The sequence below is a fragment of the Roseateles sp. NT4 genome, assembly GCF_051857475.1.
Taxonomy (GTDB): Bacteria; Pseudomonadota; Gammaproteobacteria; order Burkholderiales; family Burkholderiaceae_C; genus Pelomonas.
Genome location: NZ_JBPZGZ010000002.1, coordinates 1134706 through 1159919 on the forward strand (window position 1 = coordinate 1134706; position 25214 = coordinate 1159919).

Below are 25214 nucleotides of genomic sequence, written 5' to 3' on the forward strand. Positions count from 1 at the left end.
GGTGGTCCGGTGACCCGGCCCCCCCAAGGCTCAGGGGGCTGCCGTCGATTTGAGCAATCCATCCTTGAAGGCCACGAAGACGCCATTGGTCCAGCCGAAGCCGTCCTGGGTCTCGTACTCGCCGCCGCCGCCGGGCCTGTCCTCGGCGACGTCGTATTTCTCCAGCAGCCGGCCGGTGGCGAGATAGACGCGGTGCACGCTGGCGCACCAGCGCGCGGCGATGTCGCGGGCCAGGGCGGCATGGCCATAGCGCTGCAGGCCCTGGGCCGCCATCCATTGCAAAGGCGCCCAGCCATTGGGGGCGTCCCACTGCTGGCCGGTGACAAGGGCCGTCGTCAGCAGGCCGTTGGCGCCCAGCAGATGGCGCTGCACCTGGGCGGCCGTGGCGTCGGCTTGGGGCGGTGTGGCCATGCCGAGGTAGAGGGGCACGAGGGCGGCGGCGGTCAGCGGGCGCGGGTCGGCGGCATTGCGCCAGTTCAGATCCGAGAAATGGCCGGTGTCGGCGCGCCAGAAGCGCGTCTGCAGCAGCTGGCGGCGTGTGCCCGAGCGCGCCTCGAAGGCGCGAGCCGTGGCGGTGTCGCCGCTGCGGGCGGCGCCCAGCGCGATGGCGTTCTCCAGGCCGGCCAGCAGCGCGTTCAGGTCGACGGGTGCCAGCGCTGTCGTCTCGATCGTCGCGATGTCGGCGGGGTCGGCGCACCAGCGGCCGGAGAAATCCCAGCCGCTTTCGGCGCCGGCGCGCAGGTCACGCCAGACGTCGGCGGGAGGTCGGCCGGGAGCGGCATCGGCCGTCAGCACGTCCTCGCGCCAGCTCTCCTCGCGCGGTGTGCAGCGGTCGTCCCAGTAGCGGTTGAGCAGGGCGCCATCGGTCGTGCGCACGACGCGGCGGTGGGCCTTGCCCGGCACCAGCGCGGCCTCGCCGGCCATCCAGAAGGCGTGTTCGGTCTTCAGCGCATCCAGATGCGCGGCGAAGCCGGCGGCCGGGTCGTCCGCATGCAGCAGTTCGACCATGCGAAAGAAGAACGGCGGTTGGCTGCGGCTCAGCATGTAGCTGCGGCTGCTGTTGGGAATGAAGCCGTGGGTCGCGATCAGGTGGGCGAAGTTGGCGAGCATATGCTCGGCCAGGTTGCGCCGGCCATCGGCCACCAGGCCCAGCATCGTGAAGTAGCTGTCCCAGTAGTACAGCTCGCGGAAGCGCCCGCCGGGCACCACATAGGGCCGGGGCAGGGCCAGCAGGGTCTCGCCTTCCTGGGCCTGGGCATGCTCGCGCACCAGCAGCGGCCACAGGGCCTGGATGTGCTCGCGGACGCCCAGGCGCGGGCCGACCGGCGCGTCATGCCCGGGCAGCTCGAAATGGGCGTGCACGAAGTCGGACAGCGAGAAGCCGGGCAGGCGGCGCTCGGCCTCGAAGCGGGCGCGGATCAGCGAGGGCGAAGTCTTGGGCCGTGCGTCGACAAAGCTCTTGCCATCGCCGAAGACGCGCGTCATCTGCACGGCGACGAAGAGCTCGCCATAGAGTTCGTGAGGCGTCGCGGCTGCCGCTTGGGCGGGGGCGACGGCATGGGTGGGCGCGATGGCGAACAAGTCGCCCGGGCGCTGCGAACGGGAAGTCATGTGGACGAAGCGAGATGCCGGCGCAGCCGGGTGAGCGAGACCGCCAGCGCCGCGACGGGCACCAACAGCAGGCCGAAGGCGGTGGTGCCGTCGAAGGCGACGAAGAGGCGGCCGGTGATGAAGCTGCCGAGCGTGCCGCCGAGTGCCGAGAAGACGACGATGAGGCCGGTCATGGCCGCGTGCTGGCGCTGCGGCAGGGCGCTCAGCATGGCGGAGTTGATGGCCGGGTAGATGGGTGCCAGCAGCAGGCCGGTCAGCGGCAGCAGATAGGCGGCGGGCGGGGCGTTGAACCAGCCGACGTCGCCGGTCAGCGGCTGCGCACCTCGGGCCATCGGCAGCGCGACGAGGATCAGGCCTGCAATGCCGACCAGGCAGGCGATGACGACGGCAAACCAGCCCAGGCGGCCGATGACGGCGGCACTGGTCAGGCGGCCTAACGCAGTCGTCGCCGGCATGATGACCGCGAGGCCCACGCTCATCGCCGCCGGCAGGTGCAGCACCTCATTGTTGAAGCTGGGCAGCCAGGTCGAGATGCCCTGCTCGATCAGCACGTACAAGAATGCCGACAGCAGGAAGACGACGACCAGGGCCAGCTTCAGCAGCGGTGCCATCGCGACGAGGTCTTGGCGCAGCGTCGTGTTGGGCGACCGGATGGGGCCTTCGTCCAGCGGGCTGACCAGCAGCAGCAGGAAGGCGCCAGCGGCAAATGCCGCCAGCAGCCAATAGACCTGCAGCCAGCCCTGGCCTTCGGCATGAGCCGCCTGGCTGAACAGCAGAAAGCCGCCCAGCACGCCGACCATGAACAGGCCTTCGAGCAGGTTGGTGAAGCGCGCGTGGCCGGCGCGGTCCTGGGTGACCAGGCCGATCATGGAATAGGCCGAGACCTTGACCAGGGCGAAGCCCGCGCCCAGGGTGCAGAACATCAGCTTGATGGCCCAGAAGGCCGACAGCACCGGCATGGCGAGGCAGGCCGCGCCGACGGCGGCCAGGGCCAGCAGCATGGACTTCTTGAGCCCGAGCCGCGGCAGCAGCGAGGCAACGAGGAAAGACGTCAGCGCAATCGGCAGGTCCTTCCACGCGTCCAGCAATGCTGCCTCGGCGCGCGCCACGCCCAGGGTCTGCACGACCAGCAGGTTGACCGCGCCCACGCTGTTCAGCAGGGCGCCGAACAGCATGTAGGTCAGGATGATGGCGAGCTTGATGCGCAGGCCGCCGCTCGACAGGGAGACTGCAGGTGTGGTGGTCATGTCGAGTGGGGCTTGGAGTTCAGGCGTCGCCATCTTGGCGCGTCCTCAGAACTGGAAGCCGACGCTCAGCTCATAGGCCCGTCCGAAGAGCGGCCGCGCGAGGAAGACGCCGTCCTGGCCCACGCCCTGGCCCGGCACGCGGAAGTTGCCTTCCGTCAGGCCGACCTTGTTGGTCAGGTTGGTGCCGGTCAGGCGTACTTCCAGGCCGTTGTCCATGGAGAACACGGCGCCTGCGTCGATCGTCCGGTAGGCCGGCAGCTTCAGCGTGTTGGTCTGGTCGGCGAAGCGCTCGCCCACATGGCTGAAGGTGGCGAAGGTGCGCAGCTGGCCGAAGCCGGTCTGGGTCTGCCAGCTCGGCGTCAGGCGGGCCTGGAACTTGGGCGCGCGCTCGACGCGGTTGCCGCTGAACTGCTGGAAGTCCTTGTACTTGGCATCCTGCACATTGCCGGTGGCCGCGATCTCGAAGCCATAGCCGGGGCGCAGGGCCAGCTCGAACTCGACGCCCGTGGCCTTGCTGTTGGGACGCAGCACGACGTTGCCGGCGTTGGTGAACTGCTGGGTCTGGGAGTTGGTCAGCTTGTTGGCGTAGGCCGTCAGGAAGGCGCTGTAGAGCTTGGTGGCCGTCTTCAGGCCGATCTCGAACTGGGTGATGTCCTCGACCGAGTCCTTGGTCTCGTTGGCGCCGCGGCCGCGCAGCACGTCGAAGTCGGGCAGGCGATGGCCCTTGTTGACGCGCACGAAGGCGCTGAAGTCGCGCGTGAAGGCGTAGTTGGCGCCACCGGTGAAGGACGAACGGCTGAGCTTGCTGTCGATCAACGTGTTGGTGCCGTTGAAGTAGGACAGGTTGTTGTTGTAGATCGTCGTCGGGTCGGCATCGAGGTCGCCGCTGCTGACGTTGGCAATCGTGCCGGTGATGCGCTGGGTCTCGCGGCGGGCGCCGAGGTCCACGCGCAGCTCCTTGGTCAGCTGCCACTCGTCGGCGATGAAGAAGGCGCGGGTGTTGCCGCTGTAGTTCGCGTCAAGGTCGAAGGAGAAGGGCGGCGTGACATAGCCGTTGCGCGAGGCCTTGACGCCGTTGTCCAGGGCCACGTCGATGAGGCGGGCATGGGACTGCACCGTCATCAGCTGGGCCTGGCCCAGGGTCCACACGTCGTGCGAGCTGTAGCTGGCGAGGTAGAGGCCCAGGGTCAGGTTGTTGCCCGGGGCGATCTCGCGCGACAGGCGGGTCTCGTTGCTGGTCGAGCGCAGCGCCTTGTCGACGGCCCACATGCCGTTGACGATGACGGGCGTGTTGCCGGCGACGGTGCCGCCGCCATTGGTGAAGGTGGCGGTGCCCGTGACGGCGGCCTTGCCTGCAGCGGCCACGACGGCTGCATCGCCGTTGGCGGCCGTCACCTGCGAGGCGATGTAGCTGGACAGGGTCTGCGGATTCGCACCCGAGAACAGCGCGTAGGTCGGCGTGTCGCCGGTCGTGTGGCTGAGCTTGTTGGTCAGCGTCCAGTCGCCCAGCTTGGTGTCGAAGTTGGCACCATAGGTCTGCACATCGGCACCGCGGCCGTCGGCCAGGTCCTTGGTGACGGTCGTGCGCTGGATCTCGGGCTTGCCGTTGGGAAGGGTGCGGCCGGTGGCGCGGCCCGTCTCCAACACGATGTTGCGCAGCTCGTTGCCGTAGAAATAGTCCTTCAACGCATCGAAGCCGGGATAGCTGGACGCGCTCTTGCCGTCCGCCGAGCCGACGACCGGAATGGCCGTGAAGAAGGCGTTGCGGTCGCGCAGGGCGCGGGCATAGAGCTGCAGGCTGCCGTTGTCGAGCTTGCGGCTCAGCACCACGCTGGCCTGGCCGCCGCTGTCGGCGGGGAACTGGGTGTCGCGCACGCCGTCGCTTTCGCGCCAGAAGCCGCCCACCATGATGTTCCACTGGTCGCTGAGCTTGCCGGCATAGACGCCGTCGACGCGCTTGAGGTTGCCCGTGCCGGTGGTGACGCGCAGGCTGGCCTCAGGGTTGCGGCCGTCCTTCTGGATGAAGTTGACCGTCACGCCGGGCTGGCCGCTGCCGAAGATGGGGCTGGGGCCGCCGCGCAGCACTTCCATGCGGTCGATGGTGTCGTCCAGGCGGAACAGCTGCGAGTGCTCGAAGAAGCTCAGCGTGGGCAGGTGATATAGCGGCGCGCCATTGAGCTGGAAGGTCGAGTAGGGGCCGTCGCCCGGCGTCGGGAAGCCGCGCACGCGGATGTTGGCGCCGGCCTGGCCGCCGGACGTTTCCACGAACACGCCAGGCACGGTCTTCAGGATGTCGGCAGTGCTGGTGGGCGCGGCCTGCTTGATCTGTTCTTCCGTCGCGGTCGTGATCGAGAAGCCGGCTTCCAGCTTGCGCACGCCTTCGCGGCGGGCCGTGCCGGTCACGACGACGGCTTCGAGTTCCTTGACCTCGGGGGCCTCAGCGGCAGTTTTTGCGGCGGGCTTGGCCGCTTCCTGAGCGAAGGCGGCACCGCACAGGCTGGCGGTGGCGAGGGCGATCAGCTGCAGGCGGAACAGCGGGGCGCGGTTGCGCGCCACGGCGTGGGAGCTGGGCATGGTTGTCTCCGGTGATGGTTGTTTGTTCTGCGTCCCGAAAGCCGTCGCGGCCGTCGCCGACTTTCGATGGAGTGGACTTTGATGGCAAATGTTATCGATGTCATTTGGGTTTTTACCAATGTGGCTTGGCGCTGACATCGATGACATCGATTGCGATCGGACCCGCCCGTCGTTTTTGATGCGGTGGCTTGTTGGACCGGGGCAAACCCCGACAATCCGCGCCCATGAGCACCCAAGACCTCACCGACGCCGAGTTCGCCGAACTCGACGAACTCCTCGCCGCCACGCCTGAGCCCCTGCAGCCGCTGGACGCCTCCATGCTGGACGGCTACCTCTGCGGCGTCATCGTGCAACCCCGCCTCATCGAGTCCGACGAATGGCTGCCCAACATCTTTGACTACGACGGCGGCCTGCTGCCCGAGACCGTGGATGCCGGCTGGCTGGACAAGCTGACCCAACTCGTCGAGCGCCGCCACGCCGCCCTGAACCGCGGCCTGGTCGAGGACGGCTGGTTCGACCCCGTCATCCTGGAGGTCGATGAAGAGCAGGAGCCCGATCCCCTGCCCGAGGACGCCACCGACGAGGAGCGTTCGGCCCGCGCCAGCTACGACGAGCTGGGCCCGATCTCGCGCGCCCTGATGCCCTGGGTCGCCGGCTTCCAGCATGCGGCCCTGTGCTTCCCCGAGCTGGCCGACATGCCCAACGAAGACGTCAGCGCGGCCATGGCCCGCCTGTACCGCCACCTGCCGGCCGAGACGGCGGAGGAGAAGGAAGTCGTCGCGACCCTGAACCGCGAGCATCCGCTGAAGGACCTGGACGACGCCATCGAGGAACTCGTCGTCACGGTGGCCGACCTGGCCGACCTGACCGAGGCCGAGCGCTACCGCGTGGACACCATCAAGCGCGACACGCCCAAGGTGGGGCGCAATGATCCTTGCCCTTGCGGCTCGGGGCGCAAGTACAAGGTTTGCCACGGTAGCAACTGATGCGCTTCCAATTGCTCTCGGATCTCCACCTGGAGACTGAGAGCTACGTTCCCACGCCCGCGCCGGGCGCCGAGTTGCTGATCCTGGCGGGTGACATCGACACGACCTGGCGCAGCTTCGAGCTGTTTCGCGGCTGGCCGGTGCCCGTGCTCTTCGTGCCGGGCAACCACGAGTACGACCGCCGCGACGTGGACGAGGCGCGCGAGGCATTGCGTGCCCACGTGAAGGAAGTCGGCCTGCGCATGCTCGACGACGAGTCCGTCGTCATGACGGACGCGCAAGGCCGGCGCGTGCGCTTTGTCGGCTGCACGCGCTGGTGCGACTTCGACGCCTTCGGCCCCTCGGGCCGCGATCGCGCGATGCGGGCGGGGGGCTATTTCCAGAACGTCATGCAGTCGACTCGCTTTGGGGAGCCCTTCGGTGTTGATGCTGTGCGCGTGCTGGCGCTGGAGCAGCGTGCCTGGCTGGCCGACGAACTCCAGCGCACGGGAGATTGGGACGCGACGGTGGCCATCACCCATTTCGCGCCCAGCCTGAAAAGCGCCGACCCGCGCTACGGTCGTCAGCCCGGCACGGCCAGTTTCTGCAACGACGACGAAGACCTGCTGCCGCACGCCAGCCTGTGGATCCACGGACATCTGCACTGCCGCCACAACTACCGCATTGGCGACACGCGCGTCATCAGCAACGCGCGCGGCCACAGCAAACGCGGCGAGGCCGATGGCTTCGATGGGCAGAGGGTGTTCGAGGTGTTCCCGGCTTGAGGTTCAACGGCTAGGTAGCTGATTTCTCAGAGGCCAAGCCCGGAATGCGAAAGCAGGGGTAGTCAATTCAAACCAACTGCTGCTTCAGGCTGAAAGCCGGTATCGCCATTAAGCTGGAGACGAGCAAGGGCCTGCTTGACCTTCTTGGTAGTCAGCCTCGGTTCGAAGCTGCCGAACATTGGAGAATGTTCCAATCAATCTACGAATCAGTATGCCGCCAAGATCACTTCCCACTAACGTTGGCGCGTGTGTGATGCTATTGCCTCTGGCCCTGTGCGCCCTCACCGCCTGCGGCAAGAGTCAGGCCACCAAGGCGGCAGAAGCTAATGAGGCGGCCTACCGTGAGAAGTACGCCAAGGCCGAGGCTCTGTTCAAAGAGCGCTGTAAGACCGCCGGCGTAGTCATCAAGCGCACCGTCAAAGACGTGGAAGGCATTGAGCTGACCAAGGTCAAGAAGCCGATTCCCTGGGGCGGGACGGAGTACTTCGATCCGATGTATCCCGAGGCAGCAATGGCGGGCGAGTCTGGAGGGGACGACTACATCAAAGAGTTCTTGATGACAGAGGTGCGGGACCGGTTGATTCCGGACCGGCGGGGGATGCTGACTCCCGACAACGGACCGAACTGCGAGCGTTGTATGCCGCTGATCCTGGGCTATAAGTTCGTCGAGTACAGGGACCGTGCCACTGGCAGGCTGTTTCGGGCGTCATTTCCGGGAGGCGCGCGCCGCGCCGACTGGCGGGTTGACTTCAAGCGCGACCACATTCCAGCATCTAGTACGCGATATGCCCTTGATTACGAAGACTTGGTCGACCCCGAAGACCGTGAACTCTGGATCTCCGGCACGAGGCTTAAAGTAATTGATAAACAGTCAGGTGAAATGATCGCTGAGTTGACCAAGTTCGTGTGGGATGCGGGCTTTGGGGGAGGCGCCACGGGCCGATGGCCATGGGCACACGCCGCGAGTACTCTCAGTACGGTATGCCCCAGCTATCCAAACAGACCGGACCATTGGGACAACCGCTATTTCGTGGACACAATTCTTCATCCGAAGCAGGAAGATTGATCTCGGCGGCGGAAGAGGTTAGGTGACGCTGAACCGGCATTGCCGACGACAACTGCCAGCCGTCGGTGCGGGCTCTTGGCCGACAGCCTACATCGGCCGGAGTCAATCCGAACGACAGCTGCCGCTGCAAAGCGGGCGGCCACCGCACTTAGCCTGCTCAATGACCGTGGTGCGTGTACTTGCCAATCAGGCCCACCACAAAGACCACCCAACCGATACCGAAGACGAGCCATCCGATCTTGGCCCACGGCGGCGGCTGGATGATCTGATCCCGCCTGGTGAAGGGCAGAAGGCGCCAAATCCAGTTCACGGGGTCGAAGCAGGCCCCGAAGAAAAGGATGGCGGCCCCTGCGGCTTCGATGGCCCGAAACGGCTTGCCGTTTGCCTGATCGGCGATGGCAAAGTGGACGGCGAACAGGCTAGCGCCAAAAAGCAGCGCCGCGGCAATGATCTCTAGGGCGACGGAGCGAGGGGGCAGGTCGGAGGGCATGGGCGGGCCGGCGATTCTTGCCCAACTTCAAAGCTTGCGGCCGTGCCGCCTGGCTATGGGTGCTGCCAGCCGCTCCAGGCTGGAAGCGGACTGTCTCGTCTTACGTCAGCTGCTTTAGGCGGTTTCGACGCTCCAACAGGCAAGCCGCGATGGTTGTTGCAAGTCCCGCCAGGAAGAGCCCGATCGTCATTTCGTTGTCGCTGCCGCGCTGGCAGGCAACGAATGCCGAGGCAGAGGCTCCGGCAAATAGGAATATCCAACTCGTCCATCTTTCCAGACGTCTAAGCAGACATAGAACGTACATCGGTAGACCGACCAAGAGCGTTGCCGCATACGCATACGGCAATGTAATGAGGCCGAAGACGACGCCAACCTGAAATTTGTGGTTCAGGTCGTGCTGCGAAACGACGCAGGCCGCAATGAAAAGCGCAACGGGAAAAGCCACCACCCAAACTAGAGGCGCGAAGACAAATACCTTCCATGGGAAGACGTACTCGTTGACTGTCATGGCATCGATTCTGCCTAGGTGGGGGTGTCCGCTTGCGCTGCATCGCCGACATCCAACGGCGTCGCTGCTTGTCCTATCCGCCGTTTCTCTTGGCGGGTCGGGGCGTGCATCGCGGCTGGATGTGGCCGCATCGGTGAATATCCTCGGGTCGCGTTACCAGTCGTCGTCTACGCCCGGAGACGACTGCGTCAGCGTCCTCGCCGCCTATGGCGAATCTGAAGCCAGCCTGAAGCCTTCCCAAGGTTTTGAAGCTTCAGGCCTTGCGCCCCGCCGGGGCATCGCCAATGGGGTGGTTGTCGTCCCTAGAGTGGTTTTCGGCCCGCGCTAGACGGGTCTCGTGACGACTACTACGGAGACAACCCCATGCAAACGACACCGGCGCTGCGTCGCCTGATTTCCTGCCTGCCGTTCTTGATGCTGGCAACCACTGTTCACGCCGCCACCTTCCAGGCCGAAAGCGCCGCCCTCAGCGGCGGCGCGTCCACCGCGACCGACCACACTGGCTACACCGGCAGCGGCTTTGTCGGCGGCTTCGTCGATGGCAACAAGGGCAATGCCCAGACGAACTTCACCGTCAACGCGGCCACGGCCGGCAACTACACGCTGAAGCTGCGCTATGCCAACGGCACCGGCTCGGCCAAGACCTTGACGCTGTATGTGGACGGCGTGTCCAAGGGCCAGGTCAGCCTGGGCGCCACCGCCAACTGGGACGACTGGCTGGTACAGACGACCACCGTCGCGCTGACCGCCGGCAACCACAGCATCGCCTACAAGTTCACCGGCGCCGACAGCGGCAACGTCAACCTGGACAAGCTCGATGTCGACGCCGTCGTCACCGGCAGCGGCGGCCGCGAGGCAGAGAACGCCACGCTGAGCGGCGGCGCCGTCGTGGCGACCGATCACACCGGCTACCAGGGCAGCGGCTTTGTCGGCGGCTTCACCGATGGCAACAAGGGCAACGCCCAGGTCGCCTTCGCCGTGACGGCGGCGAGCGCCAGCAGCCATTCGCTGAGCCTGCGCTATGCCAATGGCACGGGCGCGGCCAAGACCTTGACCGTCTATGTCGACGGCGCCTCCGCCGGCCAGGTCACGCTGCCCGCCACGGCGAATTGGGACACCTGGGCCACGCAGACGTCCACCGTCACGCTGAGTGCTGGCGCCCATACGGTCGCCTACAAGTTCACGACCAGCGATAGCGGCAACGTCAACCTCGACGCGCTGGACGTCGCGGCCGTCACCGGTGGCGGCAACCCCAATGTCACGCCAGCCGAGGCCGAGACCTGGTTCATGTCCGGCGGCGCCGCGGTGTCGACCTCGGTCAGCGGCTACAACGGCAGCGGCTATGCGGCCGGCTTCTCCAGCAGCGGCGCGCGCGCCATCCGCACCGTCTTCATGAGCGGCGACGGCAGCGCCACCGCCAGCCTGCGCTACCTCAACACCAGCGGCAGCGCTCGCACTCTGGATGTCATCGTCAATGCCGCCAAGGTCGGTACGGTCAGCATCCCGGCCAGCAGCACGTGGGCGACGCTCAGCCTGCCGCTGACGCTGCGCACCGGTCACAACACCGTGGGGCTGCAGTCTGCATCGGCCGGCGCTGACGTCGGCATCGACAGCCTCAGCGTGGCCGGCGAGCTGACGGCCGCCGCGCGCGGCGCCACCGTGCGCACGACGCTGTATGAAGCCGAGGCCGCGTCGACCAACGCCACCGTGATGACCGCCGGCCGTACGCCCTTCACCGTGCAGTCCGAGTCCAGCGGCCGCAGCCTGGTGCGACTGTCCAACACCGGCCATCAGGTCAGCTTCACGACCACCCAGCCCACCAACTCCCTGGTGCTGCGCTATTCCATCCCCGACGCGCCGGGCGGCGGTGGTCAGTCGGCGACGCTGGCGCTGTACGCCAACGGCACCAAGGTGCAGGACCTCACCCTGACGTCGACCTATGCCTGGGTCTACGGCGCCTACCCCTTCCGCGACGTGCCGTCGGACGGCACGCCGCGCCACTTCTACGACGAGATCCATGTGCCGCTGGCGAGTTACCCGGCCGGCACCGTGTTCAAGCTGCAGAAGGACGGCGGCAATACCGCGGCCTACTACGACATCGACTTCATCGAGACCGAGGTCGTGCCGGCCGCCTATGCCATGCCGGCTGGCGCCTTCTCCATCACCAGCTACGGCGCGGTGTCCGGCGGCGGCGACGCGACCTCGGCCTTCCAGCAGGCCATCGCAGCGGCGCAGCCGAGCGGCGGCGTGGTGTGGATTCCCGCCGGGACCTTCAAGCTGAGCTCCCGCATCAACATCTCCGGCGTGACCATGCGTGGCGCCGGTCCCTGGTACTCGACGGTGGAGCTGGGCAACGACGGCCACGGCGGCCTCTACGGCACCGGCAACAACGTCAAGCTGGCCGACTTCCTGATGCTGGGCAAGGTCACGCTGCGCGATCCCGACGGCCAGGTCATGACCGACGCGCCGCTGGAAGGCAACTTCGGCACCGGCTCGATGTTCCAGAACCTCTGGTTCGAGCACACCAAGGTCGGCATGTGGATCGACTCGGGCACCAACGGCCTCTACGCCAGCGGCCTGCGCATCCGCAACACCTTTGCCGACGGCGTCAACATCCACGCCAATGTGCAGAACGTGGTGATGGACCAGAGCGTCGTGCGCAACACCGGTGACGACGCGCTGGCGATGTTCTCGGAGGGCGCCGCGGTGACCAACTCGGCCTATCTGCGCAACACCGTGCAGTCGCCGGTGCTGGCCAATGGCATCGGCATCTACGGCGGCTACGGCAACCGCGCCGAGTACAACGTCATCAGCGACACGGTCGTCGGTTCTTCCGGCATCACGGTCAGCTCGCGCTTCAGCCCCGTGCCCTTCAGCGGCACCACGCGCATCACCGGCAACACGCTGGTGCGCACGGGCGGCTTCGAGCCCAACTGGAACGACCAGTTCGGCGCGCTCTTCCTGTTCGCCGACACGTCCAGCATCACCGCGCCCCTGGTCATCAAGGACCTCGTCATCCAGGACAGCACCTACTCGGGCATCTACATCAGTGGACCGAACCAGGTGCAGGGCGCGTTGTTCGACGGCGTGACGATCACGGGGGCCGGCACCTACGGCATCCAGATCAAGTCAGGCGGCAATGCGACCTTCCAGAACGTGACGGTCAGCGGTGCAGCCCAAGGCGGCTTGAGCAACACGGGCGGCTTCACGCTGAACCGCGGCTCCGGCAACTCCGGGTTCTAAGCGTGCTTAACCGGCTTGATCCTTAGAGCCCAAACCACGCCGGCGATCAACAGCAGCACGCCTGCCAAGGTCGCCGGCGGCGGGGTGCGCCGGTTCCATGCGAAGGCATAGGCCAGCGCCGCCAGGGTCTCGAAGACGATCAACTGGCCCGATAACGAGGTCGGCAGCCGCTGGCTGGCCTCGTTCCAGCACAGCGTGCCCAGCCACGAAGAGCACAGGCCGATGGCCGCCATCAGGCCCACGTAGGCCAACGGCCTGTCGCCGAGGGGGAAGGTGTAGTCGGCCGGGATCAGCGTCCCTGGCGCCAGCAGGCAGACAAGGGCGAGCAGCAGCACGCCCACCAACGCCATCGGCAGCGTGACCAGGCCTTGCGCCGTCGCCCACGCGCGCGGGCTCCGATCGGCATGTGCCCTAAGCCAGTCGGCATTGCGAATGGGATACCAGGTCCAGCAGGCCACGGCGGCGATGGCCAGCAGCGCGCCCTCGGCATAGCGGCGCGGGTCGCCGGCCTCGGCCTGCAGCGTGGCCAGCTCATCGCGGTTGACGCAGGCCAGGCCCGCCGCGATCAGCAGCAGCGATGGCGCCAGCCTGGCCCACGGCAGATGGCCGTCGCGCACGCGGTTGCGGTGGTTGGCGCAGATGGCGATGACGACCGGCAGCGTGCCGATGATCATGGTCGGCAGCGGCGCGCCGGCGCGCTGGATGGCGGCCGACAGGCACAGGTAGTAGAGGAAGTTGCCCACCAGGCTGAGCTTGGCGGCTTCCCACCAGTCGCTGCGGGGCAGTTCGCGCAGCGCGCGGCGGTCCAGCAGCAGGGCCAGGGGCAGGGCAATCAGTCCGAAGGCCAGGTAACGGCCCACCGTCAGCAAGGCGGGGGCATAGCCGGGCAACATGATGGGCGCGACAAACACCAGCCCCCACATCAACCCCGCGGCGAGGGCAAACAGCAATCCAAACAACATGCCGGCATCTTCCCCCATGCCGGCGTCACATCCGGGCGCTAGGCTCTTTCAACGATGCGCCATGCCTTCGTCTTCAGTCTCGTTCTCGTCACCTGTGCCGCAGAGGCCGGCCGGCCTCTGCAGGCCGACGACGCCGCCGTCATGGACCCGCACGCCTGCGAACTGGAGGGCGCGCATGGCGACTGGCGCCTGGACGGTGGCGGCCAGCGCCAGACCAGCCTGCAGCTGGGCTGCGGCATCGGCTGGGGCAGTGAGGTGGCGTTGAACGCCATCCGCCCCCGCGAGCTGGCGCTGAACGGCAAGACGATGCTGGCCAGCACGGCCTGGGCCGATGGCGATGCCCAGCTCACCCTGGGCTGGAGCCTGTCGCACCGTCATGTCGAGACGGCCTGGCGGCGCAGCAGCGCGGGCTTGACCCTCATCGGCAGCGCGCCGCTGACGCGTGACCTGACCCTGCATGCCAACTTCGGACACCAGCGCGACGAGCTGCTGCAACGGCGCAGCACCACCTGGGCCCTGGCCGTCGAGCATGGCGGCTTCGGCGAAGGTGGGCGTTGGCAGCCCATGGCCGAGGTCTTCGGCGACGACCGCGGCAAGCCCTGGGCCAATGCGGCCCTGCGTGTCGCCGTGTTGCCCGATCGCCTGTTTGTCGATGCGTCCTATGGCCGCCAGTTCGCCGGCGCGCGGGCCCGCCTGAAGACGGCTGGGTTCAAGCTGGCGTTCTAGGTCCTGAACCAGTTCATCACGGCTTCGCGCTGCTCGGTCGTGTAGTGCAGGCCCAGCTTGCTGCGCCGCCACAGCACATCCTCGGCGCTGCGGGCCCATTCGAACTCCACCAGATGGCGCAGTTCGGACTCGAACAGGCCCGGTGCGATCTCGGCGCCCGGCGGCGCCGCCAGCAGCTCGCGCGCCACGCTGCCATAGCTGCGGGCCACGCGGCGCACACCGTCCCGGGGATAGGCCGCCTGCAGCTCGGCGGCAAAACCGTCGATGTCGACGCCGTGCGCCCCCAGGTCGCCACCGGGCAGGGTGGCGCCGGCCGTCCAGGGCTTGCGGGCCTGAACGTTGTGGGGTGCCAGCATCTCGCTCACCTGGGTTGCGCCGTCCTCGGCCAGCTTGCGATAGGTGGTCAGCTTGCCGCCCCAGACATTGAGCAGCGGCGCGCCGCCGTCCTTGTCGGCCTCCAGCAGATAGTCGCGCGTGACGGCCGAGGCCGAGCCGCCTTCGTCCAGCAGCGGGCGCACGCCGGCATAGGTCCACAGCACGTCGGCCGGCTGCACCGGCTGGGCCAGGTAGCGGCTGGCCTGCTCGCAGAGATAGGCCACCTCGTCCTCGGCGATGGTCGCGCGCGACGGCGGCTCCTCGTGCTCGGGCAGCTCCACATCGGTCGTGCCGATCAGCGTGAAGCGGCCCTGGTAGGGAATGGCGAAGATGATGCGGCCGTCGGCGTTCTGGAAGATGTAGGCGTGGTCGTGGGTGAAGCGCTGGTTCACGACGATATGGCTGCCCTTGACCAGGCGCAGGCCGCGCGCCGGCAGGGGCTGGCCATCGGTCTTCCGGGTGTGGTCGCGCAGAAAGCGCTCGGCCCAGGGGCCGGCCGCGTTGATGAGGGCGCGGGCTTGGAGCCGGCGGCCGTTTTGCAGCGCGATCTGCCAGCCCTGCGCACCGCGCACGGCCTCGGTCACGGCGCAGCGCGTCAGCACCTCGGCGCCACGCGTTCTGGCGTCCTGGGCGTTCAGCACGACGAGGCGGGCGTCGTCCACCCAGCCGTCGGAATAGACAAAGCCGCGCGTGAACTCGGGCTTCAGCGGCGCGCCATAGACGCTGCCGGCCAGGCGCAGACCGTGCGAGCCCGGCAGCAGCTCGCGGCGCGCCAGGTGGTCGTAGAGGAAGAGGCCGATGCGGATCATCCAGGCCGGGCGCAGATGTGGCGCATGCGGCAAGACAAAGCGCAGTGGCTGGATCAGATGCGGCGCACTGCGCAGCAGCACCTCGCGCTCCTGCAGGGCCTTGCGCACCAGCGAGAACTCATAGGTCTCCAGATAGCGCAGCCCGCCATGCACGAGCTTGGTGGACGCCGACGAGGTGTGCGAAGCCAGGTCGTCGCGCTCGGCCAGCAGCACGCGCCAACCCCGGCCGGCCAGGTCGCGGGCCAGGCCCGTGCCGTTGATGCCGCCTCCCACCACCACGACGTCAAAATGATCCATGCAACCACTCTAAGTGAATGACGGCCATGGACGCACTGCTCGCGTTGGATCAGGGGACTTCTAGTTCGCGTGCTCTAGTCTTCGGGCGCGACGGGCGCCTGCTGGCGGTCGCCCAGCGCGAGCTGCCGCAGCATTTCCCCCAGCCGGGCTGGGTGGAGCACGATGCCGAAGAGATCTGGACCCACCAGGTCGAGTGCGCCCGCGAGGCCGTGGCCAAGGCCGGGGTCAAGGTGGCGGCCATCGGCATCACCAACCAGCGCGAGACCGTCGTGCTGTGGGACCGCAAGACCGGCCAGCCCCTGCACAAGGCCCTGGTCTGGCAGGACCGGCGCACGGCGGCCTTCTGCGAGCAGCTCAAGAGCCAGGGCCTGGAGCCCCGCGTGCGCGAGCTGACGGGTCTGGTGCTGGACCCGTATTTCTCGGCCACCAAGCTGCGCTGGTTGCTGGACAACGTGCCCGGTGCCCGCGAGCGCGCTGCCCGCGGCGAGCTGGCCTTCGGCACCATCGACAGCTGGCTGCTGTGGAAGCTGACCGACGGCAAGGTGCACGCCACCGACGCCAGCAATGCCTCGCGCACGCTGATCTACGACATCCATCGCGGTGAGTGGAGCGACGAGCTCCTGGCGGCCTTCGACATTCCGAAGAGCCTGTTGCCCGAGGTGAAGCCTTCGTCCGGCGTCTTCGGCCAGGCGACCGAATTTGGTGTCCCCATCGCCGGCATCGCGGGCGACCAGCAGGCCGCGTTGTTTGGACAGGCAGCGTTGACCCCGGGCCAGGCCAAGAACACCTATGGCACCGGCTGCTTCCTGCTGATGCACACCGGCACCCAGGCGCGCACCTCCACGCAGGGCCTCATCACGACGCGCGCGGCGCAGGTCGATGGCACGGCGCAGTACGCGCTGGAGGGCAGCGTCTTTGTCGGCGGTGCCGTCGTGCAATGGCTGCGCGACGGGCTCAAGGCCATCGGCGGCAGCGGCGAGGTGCAGGCGCTCGCCAGCAGCGTGGCGGATGCCGGCGGCGTCATGTTCGTGCCCGCCTTCGCCGGCCTCGGCGCGCCCTATTGGCGGCCCGATGCGCGCGGTGCGCTGCTCGGCCTGACGCGCGGCACCACACAGGCCCATATCGCCCGCGCCGCGCTGGAGAGCATCGCGTTCCAGAGCGCGGCGGTGCTGACGGCGATGAACGCCGATGTCGATGCGGCGGACCGGCTGACCGAGTTGCGCGTCGACGGCGGCGCGAGTGCCAACGATCTGCTGATGCAGTTCCAGGCCGACCTGCTCGGCATTCCGGTGCTGAGGCCCAAGGTCATCGAGACGACGGCCTTGGGTGCAGCGCTGCTGGCTGGGCTGGGGACCGGTGTCTACGAGTCCACCGAGCAGATCGGCGCCATCTGGCAGCTCGACCGCGCCTTCGAGCCGCGCATGTCGCGGGATGAAGCGGGGGCGAGGCTGGCGGAGTGGGACAAGGCGGTGAGGCAGGTGTTGGCGGAATGATGAGGGCTTGGGGAGAACGACGTGCTTGAATGGCTTAGGCGACTGGGTGCGCCGAAAACGGGCCCGGACTATCGGCACGTCGATTCCCGCCACAAGGCCGAGGCGTTGTACAAGCGAGGCGAACTCAAGAAATTGCTCCTTCTCCCCATGGAATTTGGCGGGCAGGACGAGCCGCCGAATGTCGTCTACGTTCCAGCGTTTGCGGTCGAGTTGAAGAGCCGCCTGGATCTGAGCACCATCCGACCGATGGCCGAAAAGGGCTTGGTTCGCAAATACACCGCAACGCCAGCGTACGAGGGCAAGAGCGTTGTTCCGAGCGCCATACGCATCTCTGCGACTGAACCGGGGCGCTTTGAAGGCGTCGTCAGCATTTGGGGAAAGGCACTTCAGCAGGAATCGGAGCCGGTTTCAGAAGATCGGGCGCTGGAGCAACGCGCGTTCTGCTTGCCGGAAGTGGCTGTCGAAGGCCTTGGACCCGACGAGTTTGTCCGCGCCTACATCGCTGACTATGAACACTGGAACAGCTTCGCCAACGACGCTTACACCCAGGATCCCGATGCCGGCTTCGACTTGGCGGAGTCTGCCTATGCCTCGCTGATAGCGAAGTATTGCCCTCCAGGTTTTCAGCACCAGCCCGTTGCCTTTGGCAGTGACGCATCTCATGACAACAGCCGAGAGGTCGTGCTTGGCGTTGAACTCACGCCGCAAGGGTGTGTTGTCAGGACGAAAAACACCAAGCTCATCGGAACGCTCGCCATCGCGAACGACTACGAATATCACCTCAAGAAAACAGCCGAGCGGTGGTTTCTTGTCAGCCTTCTCTACGTTGATCAGGAGGGCAAATATGAAGGGCTCTGACCAGGAGTTCCGGGCGGGCCGAGGCAGGACGAGGCTGGTGTGGAGCAGGGACTGTGCGAGGCTTGCGGCGCTTGCTGCGGCGATGTTGGCCAGCTCCGATGCCGCCGATGCCGTCACGAACACCGGCTCCTGGGGCAAGAACCGGTTGAACCAGACGGTCGTGGTCAATATCGGCGACATCATCACGTTCAAGAACGATGCCAAGGGGCACGCTACCAACAAGCAGGTGGCGGCTGTCGCATTCGAAGGGGAATGTGCCTGGGTCGGTGAATCACCGGTGACCGGTGGCCCGGAAGCTCTGGATTGCCGGCAAGGTAAATCATCACCCCTGACCGGTGCCTACTTCAGGATCCGTTTCAGTGAGACGCACAGCAATATGTGCAGGCGCGGGACCGTCATCTACGAATGCGTGCAGGGTTGTGAGCCTCGACGGGTTCCGCGGCTGTTCGTGGAAGAGCCCGAAGAGTGTTGAAAGGCACGCGAGGGTGTCGACGTATTGAATGACCACCAACAAGCGCTGACGATATGGAATTACCGTTTGATTTTCGCGAGGCGGAGAAGTCGTTTGCCTGTTTCAACCAGCCGTCGAGTTACATCGATCCGGATCTCTATGAGCCCGAGCGAATCGACTACGAAGAGATGCTGGGCGGCAAGCCGCGTGAGCAACTCACCGCATTCGACTTTGGTACTAGCGCGTGGGGGCCACTGTGCTATCTGACGCCGGCAGCGAAGGCCTACCTGCTTCCCCGCCTGATGGAATTGGCTGCACCAGACTCCAGAGACAAGGCGGGAGATCTCTTCATGATGCAGTTCATCAACCATTTCTCCGAAGGACCTCGACATCCAAGCCTCTCATTGCTCGATGCAAGCCAACGTGCGGTCGTTGCCCACTTCCTGGAGCATTTGGCCAGTGAGTACGGTGAGTTCGTTGCGCAAGAGTGCTGGGACGACGTCCTTGCCGAGGGCATTCGCAATTGGCGCGGTGTGTAGCTCCTGCACTTTCCGCCGGCACACCTTCCGGTTCAGTTTGCTCGGCGATCTTCAATAGCTCCTCATGCGCCATATTGCTTCGCTCACCTTCAGCGATTCCCTCGTCAGGAAAGCCACCTTTGCTTTCTGGCGCCGAACGGTCGGAGTTGGTTTTCCTTTGGTGCTTGCCGTCTTGGCTGCATACGTCGTCTGGCTTGGTGCGAATGGAGACCGCAGCTGGGGCGTTGGCGCGCTGGGTGCCGCCGTGTCGATCGGCGTCGTGTTTTCAGCAGCGCTCTATGTCTTGCATTACAGGAATGGGCGGCAGAAGCTCCGCGATATGGGGCGGCCGATGGCTGAGATCGCAGCAGACGACGAGGGCTTCACCGTCAGCTCTGGCATGGGAAGCTCGACGCTCAAGTGGTCAGCCGTTCAAGCGGTGTGGCGCTTCGAAGGGTTCTGGCTGGTGCTTTTTTCCAAAGCGCATTTCATGACACTGCCTCTCGGTGAATTGGCGCCAGAGATGCAGGCCTACATCCTTGAACGCGTCACGGCCAGCGGTGGAAAGGTCGACGCCTGACCTCCGTCAGCGCGACTCAGACATCCAATGCGGTCGCGCGCCCCACACCCTCCCACGCCGCCAGATCCTTCAGCAACTGCTCGCTGTGCGCCCGCACCGCGTCAATCGCATCCGCGCCCAACTGCAGCCGCAGCGGCGTGACCTTGGCCTTCAGCGCCGCATCGATGGCCGCTGCCGCTTTGTCCGGGTCACCGGCCTGGGTGCCGTCCATGCCCTTGGCAAAGCTGCGCGTGCCGCCCACGATGTCGTCATAGGCCGGCAGCACGGGCATCTGGCGCAGCACGTCGGCGCCGGCAAAGCCGGTGCGGAAGGCGCCGGGTTCGACGATGAGGACCTGGATGCCGAAGGGTGCGACCTCCTGGGCCAGGGCCTCGGACAGGCCTTCCAGCGCGAACTTGGAGGCCGAGTAGGCGCCGAAGCCGCCGAAGGACATCTGGCCGCCCATGCTGGACAGGTTGACGATGGCGCCGCTGCGCTGCTCGCGCATCGTCGGCAGCACGGCGCGGGTCACGGCCACGGCGCCGAAGAAGTTGGTTTCCATCTGGGCGCGCAGCTCGGCGTCGGGCGTCTCCTCGACGGCGCCGACGAGCCCAAAGCCGGCGTTGTTGAGCAGCACATCGATGCGGCCGAAGCGCTCCAGCGTGGCGGCGACGGCCCGTTCGGCGTCGCCAGCGGCGGTCACGTCCAGTGGCAGCACGAGGACGCGCTCGGGGTTGCTTTCGGCCAGCGCCGCCAGGCGGGCCGGCTGACGGGCGGTGGCGACGACGTTGTAGCCCTGGCTCAGCGCGTATTTGGCGAAGGACAGGCCGAAGCCGGACGAGGCGCCGGTGATGAACCAGGTGGGGCGTTGGGTTGCAGTCATGGGGGCTCCGTGGGGTGGTGGGTTGCGACGGAGTCCAGTGTCTTGAAACGATGTGATCGGATAAAGACGTCGAAATTGCATGGGTCATGCGATATGGTTCATGAATGAACCGTGAGCTGCTGGCCCATCTGCCCATCGTTGTCGCCGTGGCCGAGAAGCGCGGCTTTGCGGCTGCCGCTCAGGCCCTGGGTCTGAGCGCGTCGGCCGTCAGCCATGCGGTGCGGGTGGTGGAGGACGCACTCGGCGAGCCGCTGTTCGCGCGCACGACGCGCAGCGTGGCGCTGACCGAGGCGGGGCAGCGCTTTCTCGCCAGCGTCGGGCCGGCGCTGGAGGACATTGGCGCGGCCGTCGAGGGCTTGAGCGCTGCGCGTGGCGAGGTGAGCGGCGTGCTGAAGCTGAACTCCTCGCGCGTGGCCTCGCAGATGGTGCTGCCGCCGCTGCTCGCGAAGCTGGCCGTGGAGCACCCGAAGTTGATGGTGGAGGTGCACGATAACGACGCCCTCGTCGACATCGTCGCTCAGGGTTTCGATGCCGGCATCCGCCTGGGCGAGCAGGTGGCGCAGGACATGGTCAGCGTGCGCCTGACGCCGCCCTTCCAGGCCATCCTGGTGGCCTCGCCGGATTACGTCGCCCGCCGGGGCGTGCCGTCTCGTGTGGCGGAACTGGCGGTGCACAACTGCATCGGCTTTCGCCTGCTGGCGGCCGGCAGCCTTTACGACTGGGAACTGCGTGAGGCCGGCGACACGCTGGCGGTGCGTACGACGGGCAGCGCCGTCATCACCGACGCCAGCTTTGCGCGCGATCTGGCCCTGGCGGGCGTCGGCATCGCCTATATCTTCGAGCCCCTGGTGCGGGAGCAACTGCGCAGCGGAGCGCTGCAGCAGTTGCTGCCCGCGTCGGCCTTCGAGGAGCCGGGGCTGTTTCTCTACTTCCCGCGGCGTGCGTCGCTGGCGCCCAAGCTGCGCGCCTTCATCGACGCCGCCCGCTCAGGCGGGCTCTGAAGCTTCGCCGCTTTCCTGGGCCAGGAAGACGATGAGGATGATCCAGCCGATCAGCGGGACGAAGGCGATCAGCTGCCACCAGCCGCTGCGGCCGGTGTCATGCAGGCGGCGCGTGGCGGCGGCCAGCTGGGGCAGCAGGCAGGCGAGCACGAAGACGAGGCCTGCCCAATGGCTGACCATGCCCAGCACGACATTGCCGATGAAGACGAACAGTGCGAACCACCAGTATTCCGAGCGGCTGGCGCGGCCCGAGAAGTCGACGTATTTGTTGAAGCAGACTTTGATGGAGTCCTGGAAGGTCATGACAGCCTCTCCCCGAGGTGGTGTTGAGTCGCCGGCATGCTAGGTCACCTGGTGACCTTCCTCACCCCTCAGAAACCCAGGCTTTCGCCCAGGCCGGCCAGCGTCGCGATGCCCAGCAGCGCAAAGATGACGGCGGCCACCGTGTGCACCAGCTTGACCGGCAGCTTCTGGGCCAGCTTGCCGCCGACCAGGACGGCGGGCACATTCGCCAGCATCATGCCGGCCGTCGTGCCGGCGACGACGCCGATGAAGTCGGCCGGGAAGCGCGCCGCCAGGGCCACGGTGGCGATCTGGGTCTTGTCGCCCATCTCGGCCAGGAAGAAGGCGACGACCGTCGTCACGAAGACGCCATGGCCGGGCTTGGGCGTGTCGTCCTCGTCGAGCTTGTCAGGGATCAGCATCCAGCCCGCCATGGCCAGGAAGGACAGGCCGAGGATCCAGCGCAGCACCACCGGGCCGATGATGCCGGTCAGCCAGGAGCCCAGGGCGCCGGCCGCGGCATGGTTGAAGATGGTCGCGACGAAGATGCCCAGCACGATGGGCACGGGCCGCTTGAAGCGGGCCGCGAGCATGAAGGCCAGGAGCTGGGTCTTGTCGCCGATCTCGGCGAGGGCCACCAGGCCGGTGGCGATGAGGAAGGCTTGCATTGAGCGGGATTTTCCCAGGTGCTCCTGACATGCGCTGACAGCCAACCCGGCGCAGCATGAGGACATTGCACTTCAAGAGGTCGCCATGAACTTTGCCTACACCCTCGTCTACGTGCCCGACGTCGCCGCATCGCTGGCCTTCTTCGACAAGGCCTTTGGCCTGAAGGCGCGCTTTCTGCACGAGAGCGGCGCCTATGGCGAGGTGGACACCGGCGCCTCCGGCACCAAGCTGGCCTTCGTCGACCACGCCACCGCGCGCGACAGCGTGCAGCACGACTACGTGGCTGCCGATTCCAGCACCCAGCCCCTGGGCATGGAGATCGGCTTCACGGTGAACGATGTGCAGGCGGCCTACGACCGGGCCATCGCCGCCGGTGCACGCGCCCTGGCCGCACCCGTCACCAAGCCCTGGGGCCAGACCGTGGCCTATGTGCGCTGCCCGGACGGCACGCTGGTCGAGCTCTGCACGGCCATGGGCTGACTCCGCCCTTTCGCAGGGCGGCTTCGCCCCGTCGCGGCGCGTGCGACGAAAAGCTGGTCTTGAGCCAGGGATGCCAGCGGAGCACTGATGGTGCCCAGGGTGGCCAGTTCAGCCTGCGGGGTGCCGCGGGCCTGGAAGGAAGCATAGATGGCCATGATGATGTTCGACGTCGTTGTCGCTGACCCCTGTCTTCTGCAAGGGTCGTGCCCGCTGCCACACAATGCCTGGTTATGCGCCGCGCCGACCGCCTCTTCCAGATCGTCCAGCTCATCCGCGGACGCCGTCTCACGACGGCCGACTACCTTGCGAGCCGCCTCGAGGTGTCGATGCGCACGGTCTACCGCGACATCGCGGCCCTGGGCCAGCAGGGCGTGCCCATCGAGGGCGAAGCGGGCGTCGGCTATCGCATGCGGGCGGGCTTCGACCTGCCGCCGCTGATGTTCAGCAAGCAGGAAGCCCAGGCCCTGGTCGCGACGGTGCGCATGGCCGAGTCGCGCCTGGACGCGGCCCTGGCCCGGCAGGCCGAGAACGCGCTGTCCAAGATCCTCGCCGTGCTGCCGCTGGACGCCCGTGCCGCGGCGGAGAGCCTGGCCCTGTACGCGCCGCTGCCGGCCCTGGACCCCGCCACCAGCGCCCACCTGACCGCCATGCGCGAGGCCACCGAGGCGCGGCGCAAGCTCAAGGTCGGCTATCTGGACCTGGGCGGCGTCAAGAGCGAGCGCATCGTGCGCCCGCTGGCCTGCCTGTTCTGGGGCCCGGTCTGGACCCTGGCTGCCTGGTGTGAGCTGCGCAACGATTTCCGCAGCTTCCGCGTCGACCGCGTTGAGACGCTGGAAGTGCTGGAGGAGCCCTTCCGCGACGAGCCGGGCAAGACGCTGGCGGACATGAACCGCAAGCGCGAGGCGCAGGACAACGGCGGGGCCTGAGCCGCTACGCGGGCTGGCCCGCCAATCGGCGTGCGATGGCCTGAGCCTGCTCCAGGGTCTTGCCCGGCAGGCAAAGCGAGAGCCGGTCGCTGAGCTTGCTCGCCACCTTGGCGTAGGTGACGACCTCGCCGTCCAGGACCACGGCAAGCATGGCGCCGACGTTCCCGGCACTCCAGCGCTCGAGCCTTGCGGCCGCGGCCTTGCTGAAGCGCAAGCGCACGGCCGCATCTTCCGCGCCTTGTTCCGACGGCTGGCAGTCCCAGTAGGCTGAAACGCCATTCAGATCCTTCGCCGACAGCAGGGGTGCATCGGCCACCCAGATGGGATCCCCCATGCTGCCCGGCGTGCTGAATCGAGTCGATGCGGGAAATGCGGCCGCCGAAGCGGGCGCAACGTGCAACGCCAGTCGAGGTGCTTTGCCCGCAAGGAACTGCGGATCGACGCGCGACTCCTTGAGAAAGCTTGCCAATTGCTCCAGCCGCGCTCGCGCCTCCAGAGGCACGTTCATCTGCCAGCATCCTTGGTCATTCGACAGGTGGTAGGTGCGCTCCTGCGCCACCTCGCGACCTTGTGCAGCAAGCCGGTAACGGACCGTGACGACCTCGCCCAAATACCGGTCCTCCCGTCGTTCGGTGACCGCAAGGTCCAGCAGTGAAGCAGGAGCCGCTCTTGCTGCGCCGGCGACAAAGTACGCGCCGACGAACTCGGCATCCGTCATCTGCGTGGCGGCTGCCGAAGCCAGGTCTTCGATATGGAGTCGCCGCCTGAGTTCTCCCGAACTTGGCGCGTATCGGTCATCCAGCAACTGAGCCAGGCGTGTGCGAAAGGATGCCAGCGACTTTGGCGCCAGCAGGGGGATGCCTTCCTTTGGCGCCTGAATGGACGATTGCACGAAAGCCGTTGCTGCAGCTTCCGCTGTTGCAGCGCATGGCACTTCCGCCGCACCAGCCCAACCTGCAAAGCCCAAGGCCAAAACAGTGACGGAACGGTGCATCAAGGACATCTGGGGCACAGGTTGCATGAGGCTGATCGATCTACGTGTGGTCCAACAGCGCGCCCTTGTCGGCCAGCAGTTCGCGCAGCAGCGACCGATGGCATCTCGCCTCGTCCTCGCAATAGCAGCCCACCGAGAAATTCGTCTGCGCCGACAGTGTCGCCAGCAGCGACAGGGCGTGCTGGGCTTCGGGCTCGGCCATCTCGGCGGTGTATTTCTTCTTGAACGCCTTCCACTCGGCCTCGCTCACGGCCGCCTGGCCCAGCTTCATGGTCTCGACGCTGGGTGCGAGATTGGGAAACCAGACGTCGTAGAAATCGCGCGCTGCGAACTCGGCCTTGGGCACGCCGCGCGGCGGGCGGCGCACGGTGCCGATGCGCGTGCCTTCGCCTTCAGCGCGGGGGCTGCCGAGTCTGACGATGCGGATGGGCATGAGAAGCTC

At 66.7% G+C, this 25214-nt stretch carries 25 protein-coding genes; 13 read left to right on the forward strand and 12 right to left on the reverse strand.

Features of this window, described 5'->3' with window-relative positions:
• Positions 1-30 precede the first annotated feature (30 nt).
• Genes treF through ACS5PN_RS14985 form a run of 3 tightly spaced genes read right to left on the reverse strand, consistent with a single transcriptional unit; the run spans position 31 to position 5432 of the window.
• A complete protein-coding gene (gene treF / locus ACS5PN_RS14975; protein ID WP_439464768.1) occupies positions 31-1611 on the reverse strand; it encodes an alpha,alpha-trehalase TreF in 1581 nt (526 codons plus the stop codon).
• Positions 1608-2858: an MFS transporter gene (locus ACS5PN_RS14980; RefSeq protein ID WP_439464769.1), complete on the reverse strand. Its 1251-nt coding sequence runs from the start codon at positions 2856-2858 to the stop codon at positions 1608-1610. The genes treF and ACS5PN_RS14980 overlap by 4 nt, the downstream gene beginning before the upstream one ends.
• Before the next feature lie 45 nt (positions 2859-2903).
• The gene (locus ACS5PN_RS14985) at positions 2904-5432 is read right to left on the reverse strand and encodes a TonB-dependent receptor (protein WP_439464770.1); all 2529 of its coding nucleotides are present in this window, start codon (positions 5430-5432) and stop codon (positions 2904-2906) included.
• Positions 5433-5656: 224 nt separating this feature from the next.
• On the opposite strand from ACS5PN_RS14985, the gene ACS5PN_RS14990 reads away from it, so the two are divergent.
• From ACS5PN_RS14990 to ACS5PN_RS15000, 3 genes are all read left to right on the forward strand, one after another.
• Positions 5657-6418, forward strand: coding sequence for a UPF0149 family protein (locus ACS5PN_RS14990; protein WP_439464771.1), 762 nt, complete (start codon positions 5657-5659; stop codon positions 6416-6418).
• Positions 6418-7182: a metallophosphoesterase gene (locus ACS5PN_RS14995; RefSeq protein WP_439464772.1), complete on the forward strand. Its 765-nt coding sequence runs from the start codon at positions 6418-6420 to the stop codon at positions 7180-7182. The genes ACS5PN_RS14990 and ACS5PN_RS14995 overlap by 1 nt, the downstream gene beginning before the upstream one ends.
• Positions 7183-7435: 253 nt before the next feature.
• A complete protein-coding gene (locus ACS5PN_RS15000) occupies positions 7436-8248 on the forward strand; it encodes a hypothetical protein (RefSeq protein WP_439464773.1) in 813 nt (270 codons plus the stop codon).
• A 157-nt stretch (positions 8249-8405) separates the two neighbouring features.
• Here the strand turns inward: ACS5PN_RS15000 and ACS5PN_RS15005 are convergent, their stop codons facing one another.
• Positions 8406-8738, reverse strand: coding sequence for a hypothetical protein (locus ACS5PN_RS15005; RefSeq protein ID WP_439464774.1), 333 nt, complete (start codon positions 8736-8738; stop codon positions 8406-8408).
• A 100-nt stretch (positions 8739-8838) separates the two neighbouring features.
• Positions 8839-9246 (reverse strand): hypothetical protein, encoded by a 408-nt coding sequence (locus tag ACS5PN_RS15010; protein ID WP_439464775.1) that lies wholly within the window; start codon positions 9244-9246, stop codon positions 8839-8841.
• A 363-nt stretch (positions 9247-9609) separates the two neighbouring features.
• Here ACS5PN_RS15010 and ACS5PN_RS15015 point away from each other — a divergent pair, with 363 nt between their 5' ends.
• The gene (locus tag ACS5PN_RS15015) at positions 9610-12489 is read left to right on the forward strand and encodes a carbohydrate-binding protein (protein ID WP_439464776.1); all 2880 of its coding nucleotides are present in this window, start codon (positions 9610-9612) and stop codon (positions 12487-12489) included.
• Here ACS5PN_RS15015 and ACS5PN_RS15020 read toward each other — a convergent pair.
• Positions 12486-13451, reverse strand: a complete 966-nt coding sequence (locus tag ACS5PN_RS15020) for a DMT family transporter (protein WP_439464777.1) — start codon at positions 13449-13451, stop codon at positions 12486-12488. The two genes, ACS5PN_RS15015 and ACS5PN_RS15020, sit on opposite strands and share 4 nt — an antisense overlap.
• Positions 13452-13505: 54 nt before the next feature.
• On the opposite strand from ACS5PN_RS15020, the gene ACS5PN_RS15025 reads away from it, so the two are divergent.
• Positions 13506-14177: a hypothetical protein gene (locus tag ACS5PN_RS15025; RefSeq protein WP_439464778.1), complete on the forward strand. Its 672-nt coding sequence runs from the start codon at positions 13506-13508 to the stop codon at positions 14175-14177.
• Here ACS5PN_RS15025 and glpD read toward each other — a convergent pair.
• On the reverse strand, positions 14174-15658 hold the full coding sequence (gene glpD / locus ACS5PN_RS15030; RefSeq protein ID WP_439464779.1) for a glycerol-3-phosphate dehydrogenase: 1485 nt from the start codon (positions 15656-15658) through the stop codon (positions 14174-14176). The two genes, ACS5PN_RS15025 and glpD, sit on opposite strands and share 4 nt — an antisense overlap.
• Positions 15659-15684: 26 nt before the next feature.
• Here glpD and glpK point away from each other — a divergent pair, with 26 nt between their 5' ends.
• The 5 genes from glpK to ACS5PN_RS15055 all read left to right on the forward strand — a co-directional run bounded on the left by glpK (position 15685) and on the right by ACS5PN_RS15055 (position 19558).
• Positions 15685-17151, forward strand: a complete 1467-nt coding sequence (glpK, locus tag ACS5PN_RS15035) for a glycerol kinase GlpK (RefSeq protein WP_439464780.1) — start codon at positions 15685-15687, stop codon at positions 17149-17151.
• 21 nt (positions 17152-17172) lie between these two features.
• Positions 17173-18009, forward strand: coding sequence for a hypothetical protein (locus ACS5PN_RS15040; protein ID WP_439464781.1), 837 nt, complete (start codon positions 17173-17175; stop codon positions 18007-18009).
• Positions 17996-18481: a hypothetical protein gene (locus ACS5PN_RS15045; protein ID WP_439464782.1), complete on the forward strand. Its 486-nt coding sequence runs from the start codon at positions 17996-17998 to the stop codon at positions 18479-18481. The genes ACS5PN_RS15040 and ACS5PN_RS15045 overlap by 14 nt, the downstream gene beginning before the upstream one ends.
• 53 nt (positions 18482-18534) lie before the next feature.
• Positions 18535-18999, forward strand: coding sequence for a hypothetical protein (locus ACS5PN_RS15050; RefSeq protein WP_439464783.1), 465 nt, complete (start codon positions 18535-18537; stop codon positions 18997-18999).
• Between the two features lie 64 nt (positions 19000-19063).
• Positions 19064-19558 (forward strand): YcxB family protein, encoded by a 495-nt coding sequence (locus tag ACS5PN_RS15055; protein WP_439464784.1) that lies wholly within the window; start codon positions 19064-19066, stop codon positions 19556-19558.
• Between the two features lie 16 nt (positions 19559-19574).
• Here the strand turns inward: ACS5PN_RS15055 and ACS5PN_RS15060 are convergent, their stop codons facing one another.
• The gene (locus tag ACS5PN_RS15060) at positions 19575-20420 is read right to left on the reverse strand and encodes an oxidoreductase (protein ID WP_439464785.1); all 846 of its coding nucleotides are present in this window, start codon (positions 20418-20420) and stop codon (positions 19575-19577) included.
• Positions 20421-20524: 104 nt separating this feature from the next.
• Between ACS5PN_RS15060 and ACS5PN_RS15065 the strand changes: the two genes are divergently transcribed.
• The gene (locus ACS5PN_RS15065) at positions 20525-21421 is read left to right on the forward strand and encodes a LysR family transcriptional regulator (RefSeq protein WP_439464786.1); all 897 of its coding nucleotides are present in this window, start codon (positions 20525-20527) and stop codon (positions 21419-21421) included.
• On the opposite strand, the gene ACS5PN_RS15070 is transcribed toward ACS5PN_RS15065, so the two are convergent.
• Positions 21407-21724 carry a DUF805 domain-containing protein gene (locus ACS5PN_RS15070; protein WP_439464787.1) on the reverse strand — a complete coding sequence of 106 codons (318 nt, stop codon included), beginning with the start codon at positions 21722-21724 and terminating at the stop codon, positions 21407-21409. The genes ACS5PN_RS15065 and ACS5PN_RS15070 overlap by 15 nt on opposite strands.
• A gap of 68 nt (positions 21725-21792) precedes the next feature.
• Positions 21793-22371: a TMEM165/GDT1 family protein gene (locus ACS5PN_RS15075; protein ID WP_439464788.1), complete on the reverse strand. Its 579-nt coding sequence runs from the start codon at positions 22369-22371 to the stop codon at positions 21793-21795.
• Positions 22372-22456: 85 nt separating this feature from the next.
• Here ACS5PN_RS15075 and ACS5PN_RS15080 point away from each other — a divergent pair, with 85 nt between their 5' ends.
• On the forward strand, positions 22457-22852 hold the full coding sequence (locus ACS5PN_RS15080; RefSeq protein ID WP_439464789.1) for a VOC family protein: 396 nt from the start codon (positions 22457-22459) through the stop codon (positions 22850-22852).
• A gap of 230 nt (positions 22853-23082) precedes the next feature.
• Complete coding sequence (locus ACS5PN_RS15085) at positions 23083-23778, forward strand: helix-turn-helix transcriptional regulator (RefSeq protein WP_439464790.1); 696 nt, start codon at positions 23083-23085, stop codon at positions 23776-23778.
• Between the two features lie 4 nt (positions 23779-23782).
• Here the strand turns inward: ACS5PN_RS15085 and ACS5PN_RS15090 are convergent, their stop codons facing one another.
• The gene (locus ACS5PN_RS15090; RefSeq protein ID WP_439464791.1) at positions 23783-24772 is read right to left on the reverse strand and encodes a SecDF P1 head subdomain-containing protein; all 990 of its coding nucleotides are present in this window, start codon (positions 24770-24772) and stop codon (positions 23783-23785) included.
• Between the two features lie 40 nt (positions 24773-24812).
• Complete coding sequence (locus tag ACS5PN_RS15095; RefSeq protein ID WP_439464792.1) at positions 24813-25205, reverse strand: DUF488 domain-containing protein; 393 nt, start codon at positions 25203-25205, stop codon at positions 24813-24815.
• Positions 25206-25214 lie beyond the last annotated feature (9 nt).

What these genes read in the sequence shown, in the direction of transcription:
- treF (WP_439464768.1), bottom strand. Translation starts at nt 1,611, where the DNA reads ATGACTTCCCGTTCGCAGCGCCCGGGCGACTTGTTCGCCATCGCGCCC.
- ACS5PN_RS14980 (WP_439464769.1), bottom strand. Translation starts at nt 2,858, where the DNA reads ATGACCACCACACCTGCAGTCTCCCTGTCGAGCGGCGGCCTGCGCATC.
- ACS5PN_RS14985 (WP_439464770.1), bottom strand. Translation starts at nt 5,432, where the DNA reads ATGCCCAGCTCCCACGCCGTGGCGCGCAACCGCGCCCCGCTGTTCCGC.
- ACS5PN_RS14990 (WP_439464771.1), top strand. Translation starts at nt 5,657, where the DNA reads ATGAGCACCCAAGACCTCACCGACGCCGAGTTCGCCGAACTCGACGAA.
- ACS5PN_RS14995 (WP_439464772.1), top strand. Translation starts at nt 6,418, where the DNA reads ATGCGCTTCCAATTGCTCTCGGATCTCCACCTGGAGACTGAGAGCTAC.
- ACS5PN_RS15000 (WP_439464773.1), top strand. Translation starts at nt 7,436, where the DNA reads ATGCTATTGCCTCTGGCCCTGTGCGCCCTCACCGCCTGCGGCAAGAGT.
- ACS5PN_RS15005 (WP_439464774.1), bottom strand. Translation starts at nt 8,738, where the DNA reads ATGCCCTCCGACCTGCCCCCTCGCTCCGTCGCCCTAGAGATCATTGCC.
- ACS5PN_RS15010 (WP_439464775.1), bottom strand. Translation starts at nt 9,246, where the DNA reads ATGACAGTCAACGAGTACGTCTTCCCATGGAAGGTATTTGTCTTCGCG.
- ACS5PN_RS15015 (WP_439464776.1), top strand. Translation starts at nt 9,610, where the DNA reads ATGCAAACGACACCGGCGCTGCGTCGCCTGATTTCCTGCCTGCCGTTC.
- ACS5PN_RS15020 (WP_439464777.1), bottom strand. Translation starts at nt 13,451, where the DNA reads ATGTTGTTTGGATTGCTGTTTGCCCTCGCCGCGGGGTTGATGTGGGGG.
- ACS5PN_RS15025 (WP_439464778.1), top strand. Translation starts at nt 13,506, where the DNA reads ATGCGCCATGCCTTCGTCTTCAGTCTCGTTCTCGTCACCTGTGCCGCA.
- glpD (WP_439464779.1), bottom strand. Translation starts at nt 15,658, where the DNA reads ATGGATCATTTTGACGTCGTGGTGGTGGGAGGCGGCATCAACGGCACG.
- glpK (WP_439464780.1), top strand. Translation starts at nt 15,685, where the DNA reads ATGGACGCACTGCTCGCGTTGGATCAGGGGACTTCTAGTTCGCGTGCT.
- ACS5PN_RS15045 (WP_439464782.1), top strand. Translation starts at nt 17,996, where the DNA reads ATGAAGGGCTCTGACCAGGAGTTCCGGGCGGGCCGAGGCAGGACGAGG.
- ACS5PN_RS15050 (WP_439464783.1), top strand. Translation starts at nt 18,535, where the DNA reads ATGGAATTACCGTTTGATTTTCGCGAGGCGGAGAAGTCGTTTGCCTGT.
- ACS5PN_RS15055 (WP_439464784.1), top strand. Translation starts at nt 19,064, where the DNA reads ATGCGCCATATTGCTTCGCTCACCTTCAGCGATTCCCTCGTCAGGAAA.
- ACS5PN_RS15060 (WP_439464785.1), bottom strand. Translation starts at nt 20,420, where the DNA reads ATGACTGCAACCCAACGCCCCACCTGGTTCATCACCGGCGCCTCGTCC.
- ACS5PN_RS15065 (WP_439464786.1), top strand. Translation starts at nt 20,525, where the DNA reads ATGAACCGTGAGCTGCTGGCCCATCTGCCCATCGTTGTCGCCGTGGCC.
- ACS5PN_RS15070 (WP_439464787.1), bottom strand. Translation starts at nt 21,724, where the DNA reads ATGACCTTCCAGGACTCCATCAAAGTCTGCTTCAACAAATACGTCGAC.
- ACS5PN_RS15075 (WP_439464788.1), bottom strand. Translation starts at nt 22,371, where the DNA reads ATGCAAGCCTTCCTCATCGCCACCGGCCTGGTGGCCCTCGCCGAGATC.
- ACS5PN_RS15080 (WP_439464789.1), top strand. Translation starts at nt 22,457, where the DNA reads ATGAACTTTGCCTACACCCTCGTCTACGTGCCCGACGTCGCCGCATCG.
- ACS5PN_RS15085 (WP_439464790.1), top strand. Translation starts at nt 23,083, where the DNA reads ATGCGCCGCGCCGACCGCCTCTTCCAGATCGTCCAGCTCATCCGCGGA.
- ACS5PN_RS15090 (WP_439464791.1), bottom strand. Translation starts at nt 24,772, where the DNA reads ATGCACCGTTCCGTCACTGTTTTGGCCTTGGGCTTTGCAGGTTGGGCT.
- ACS5PN_RS15095 (WP_439464792.1), bottom strand. Translation starts at nt 25,205, where the DNA reads ATGCCCATCCGCATCGTCAGACTCGGCAGCCCCCGCGCTGAAGGCGAA.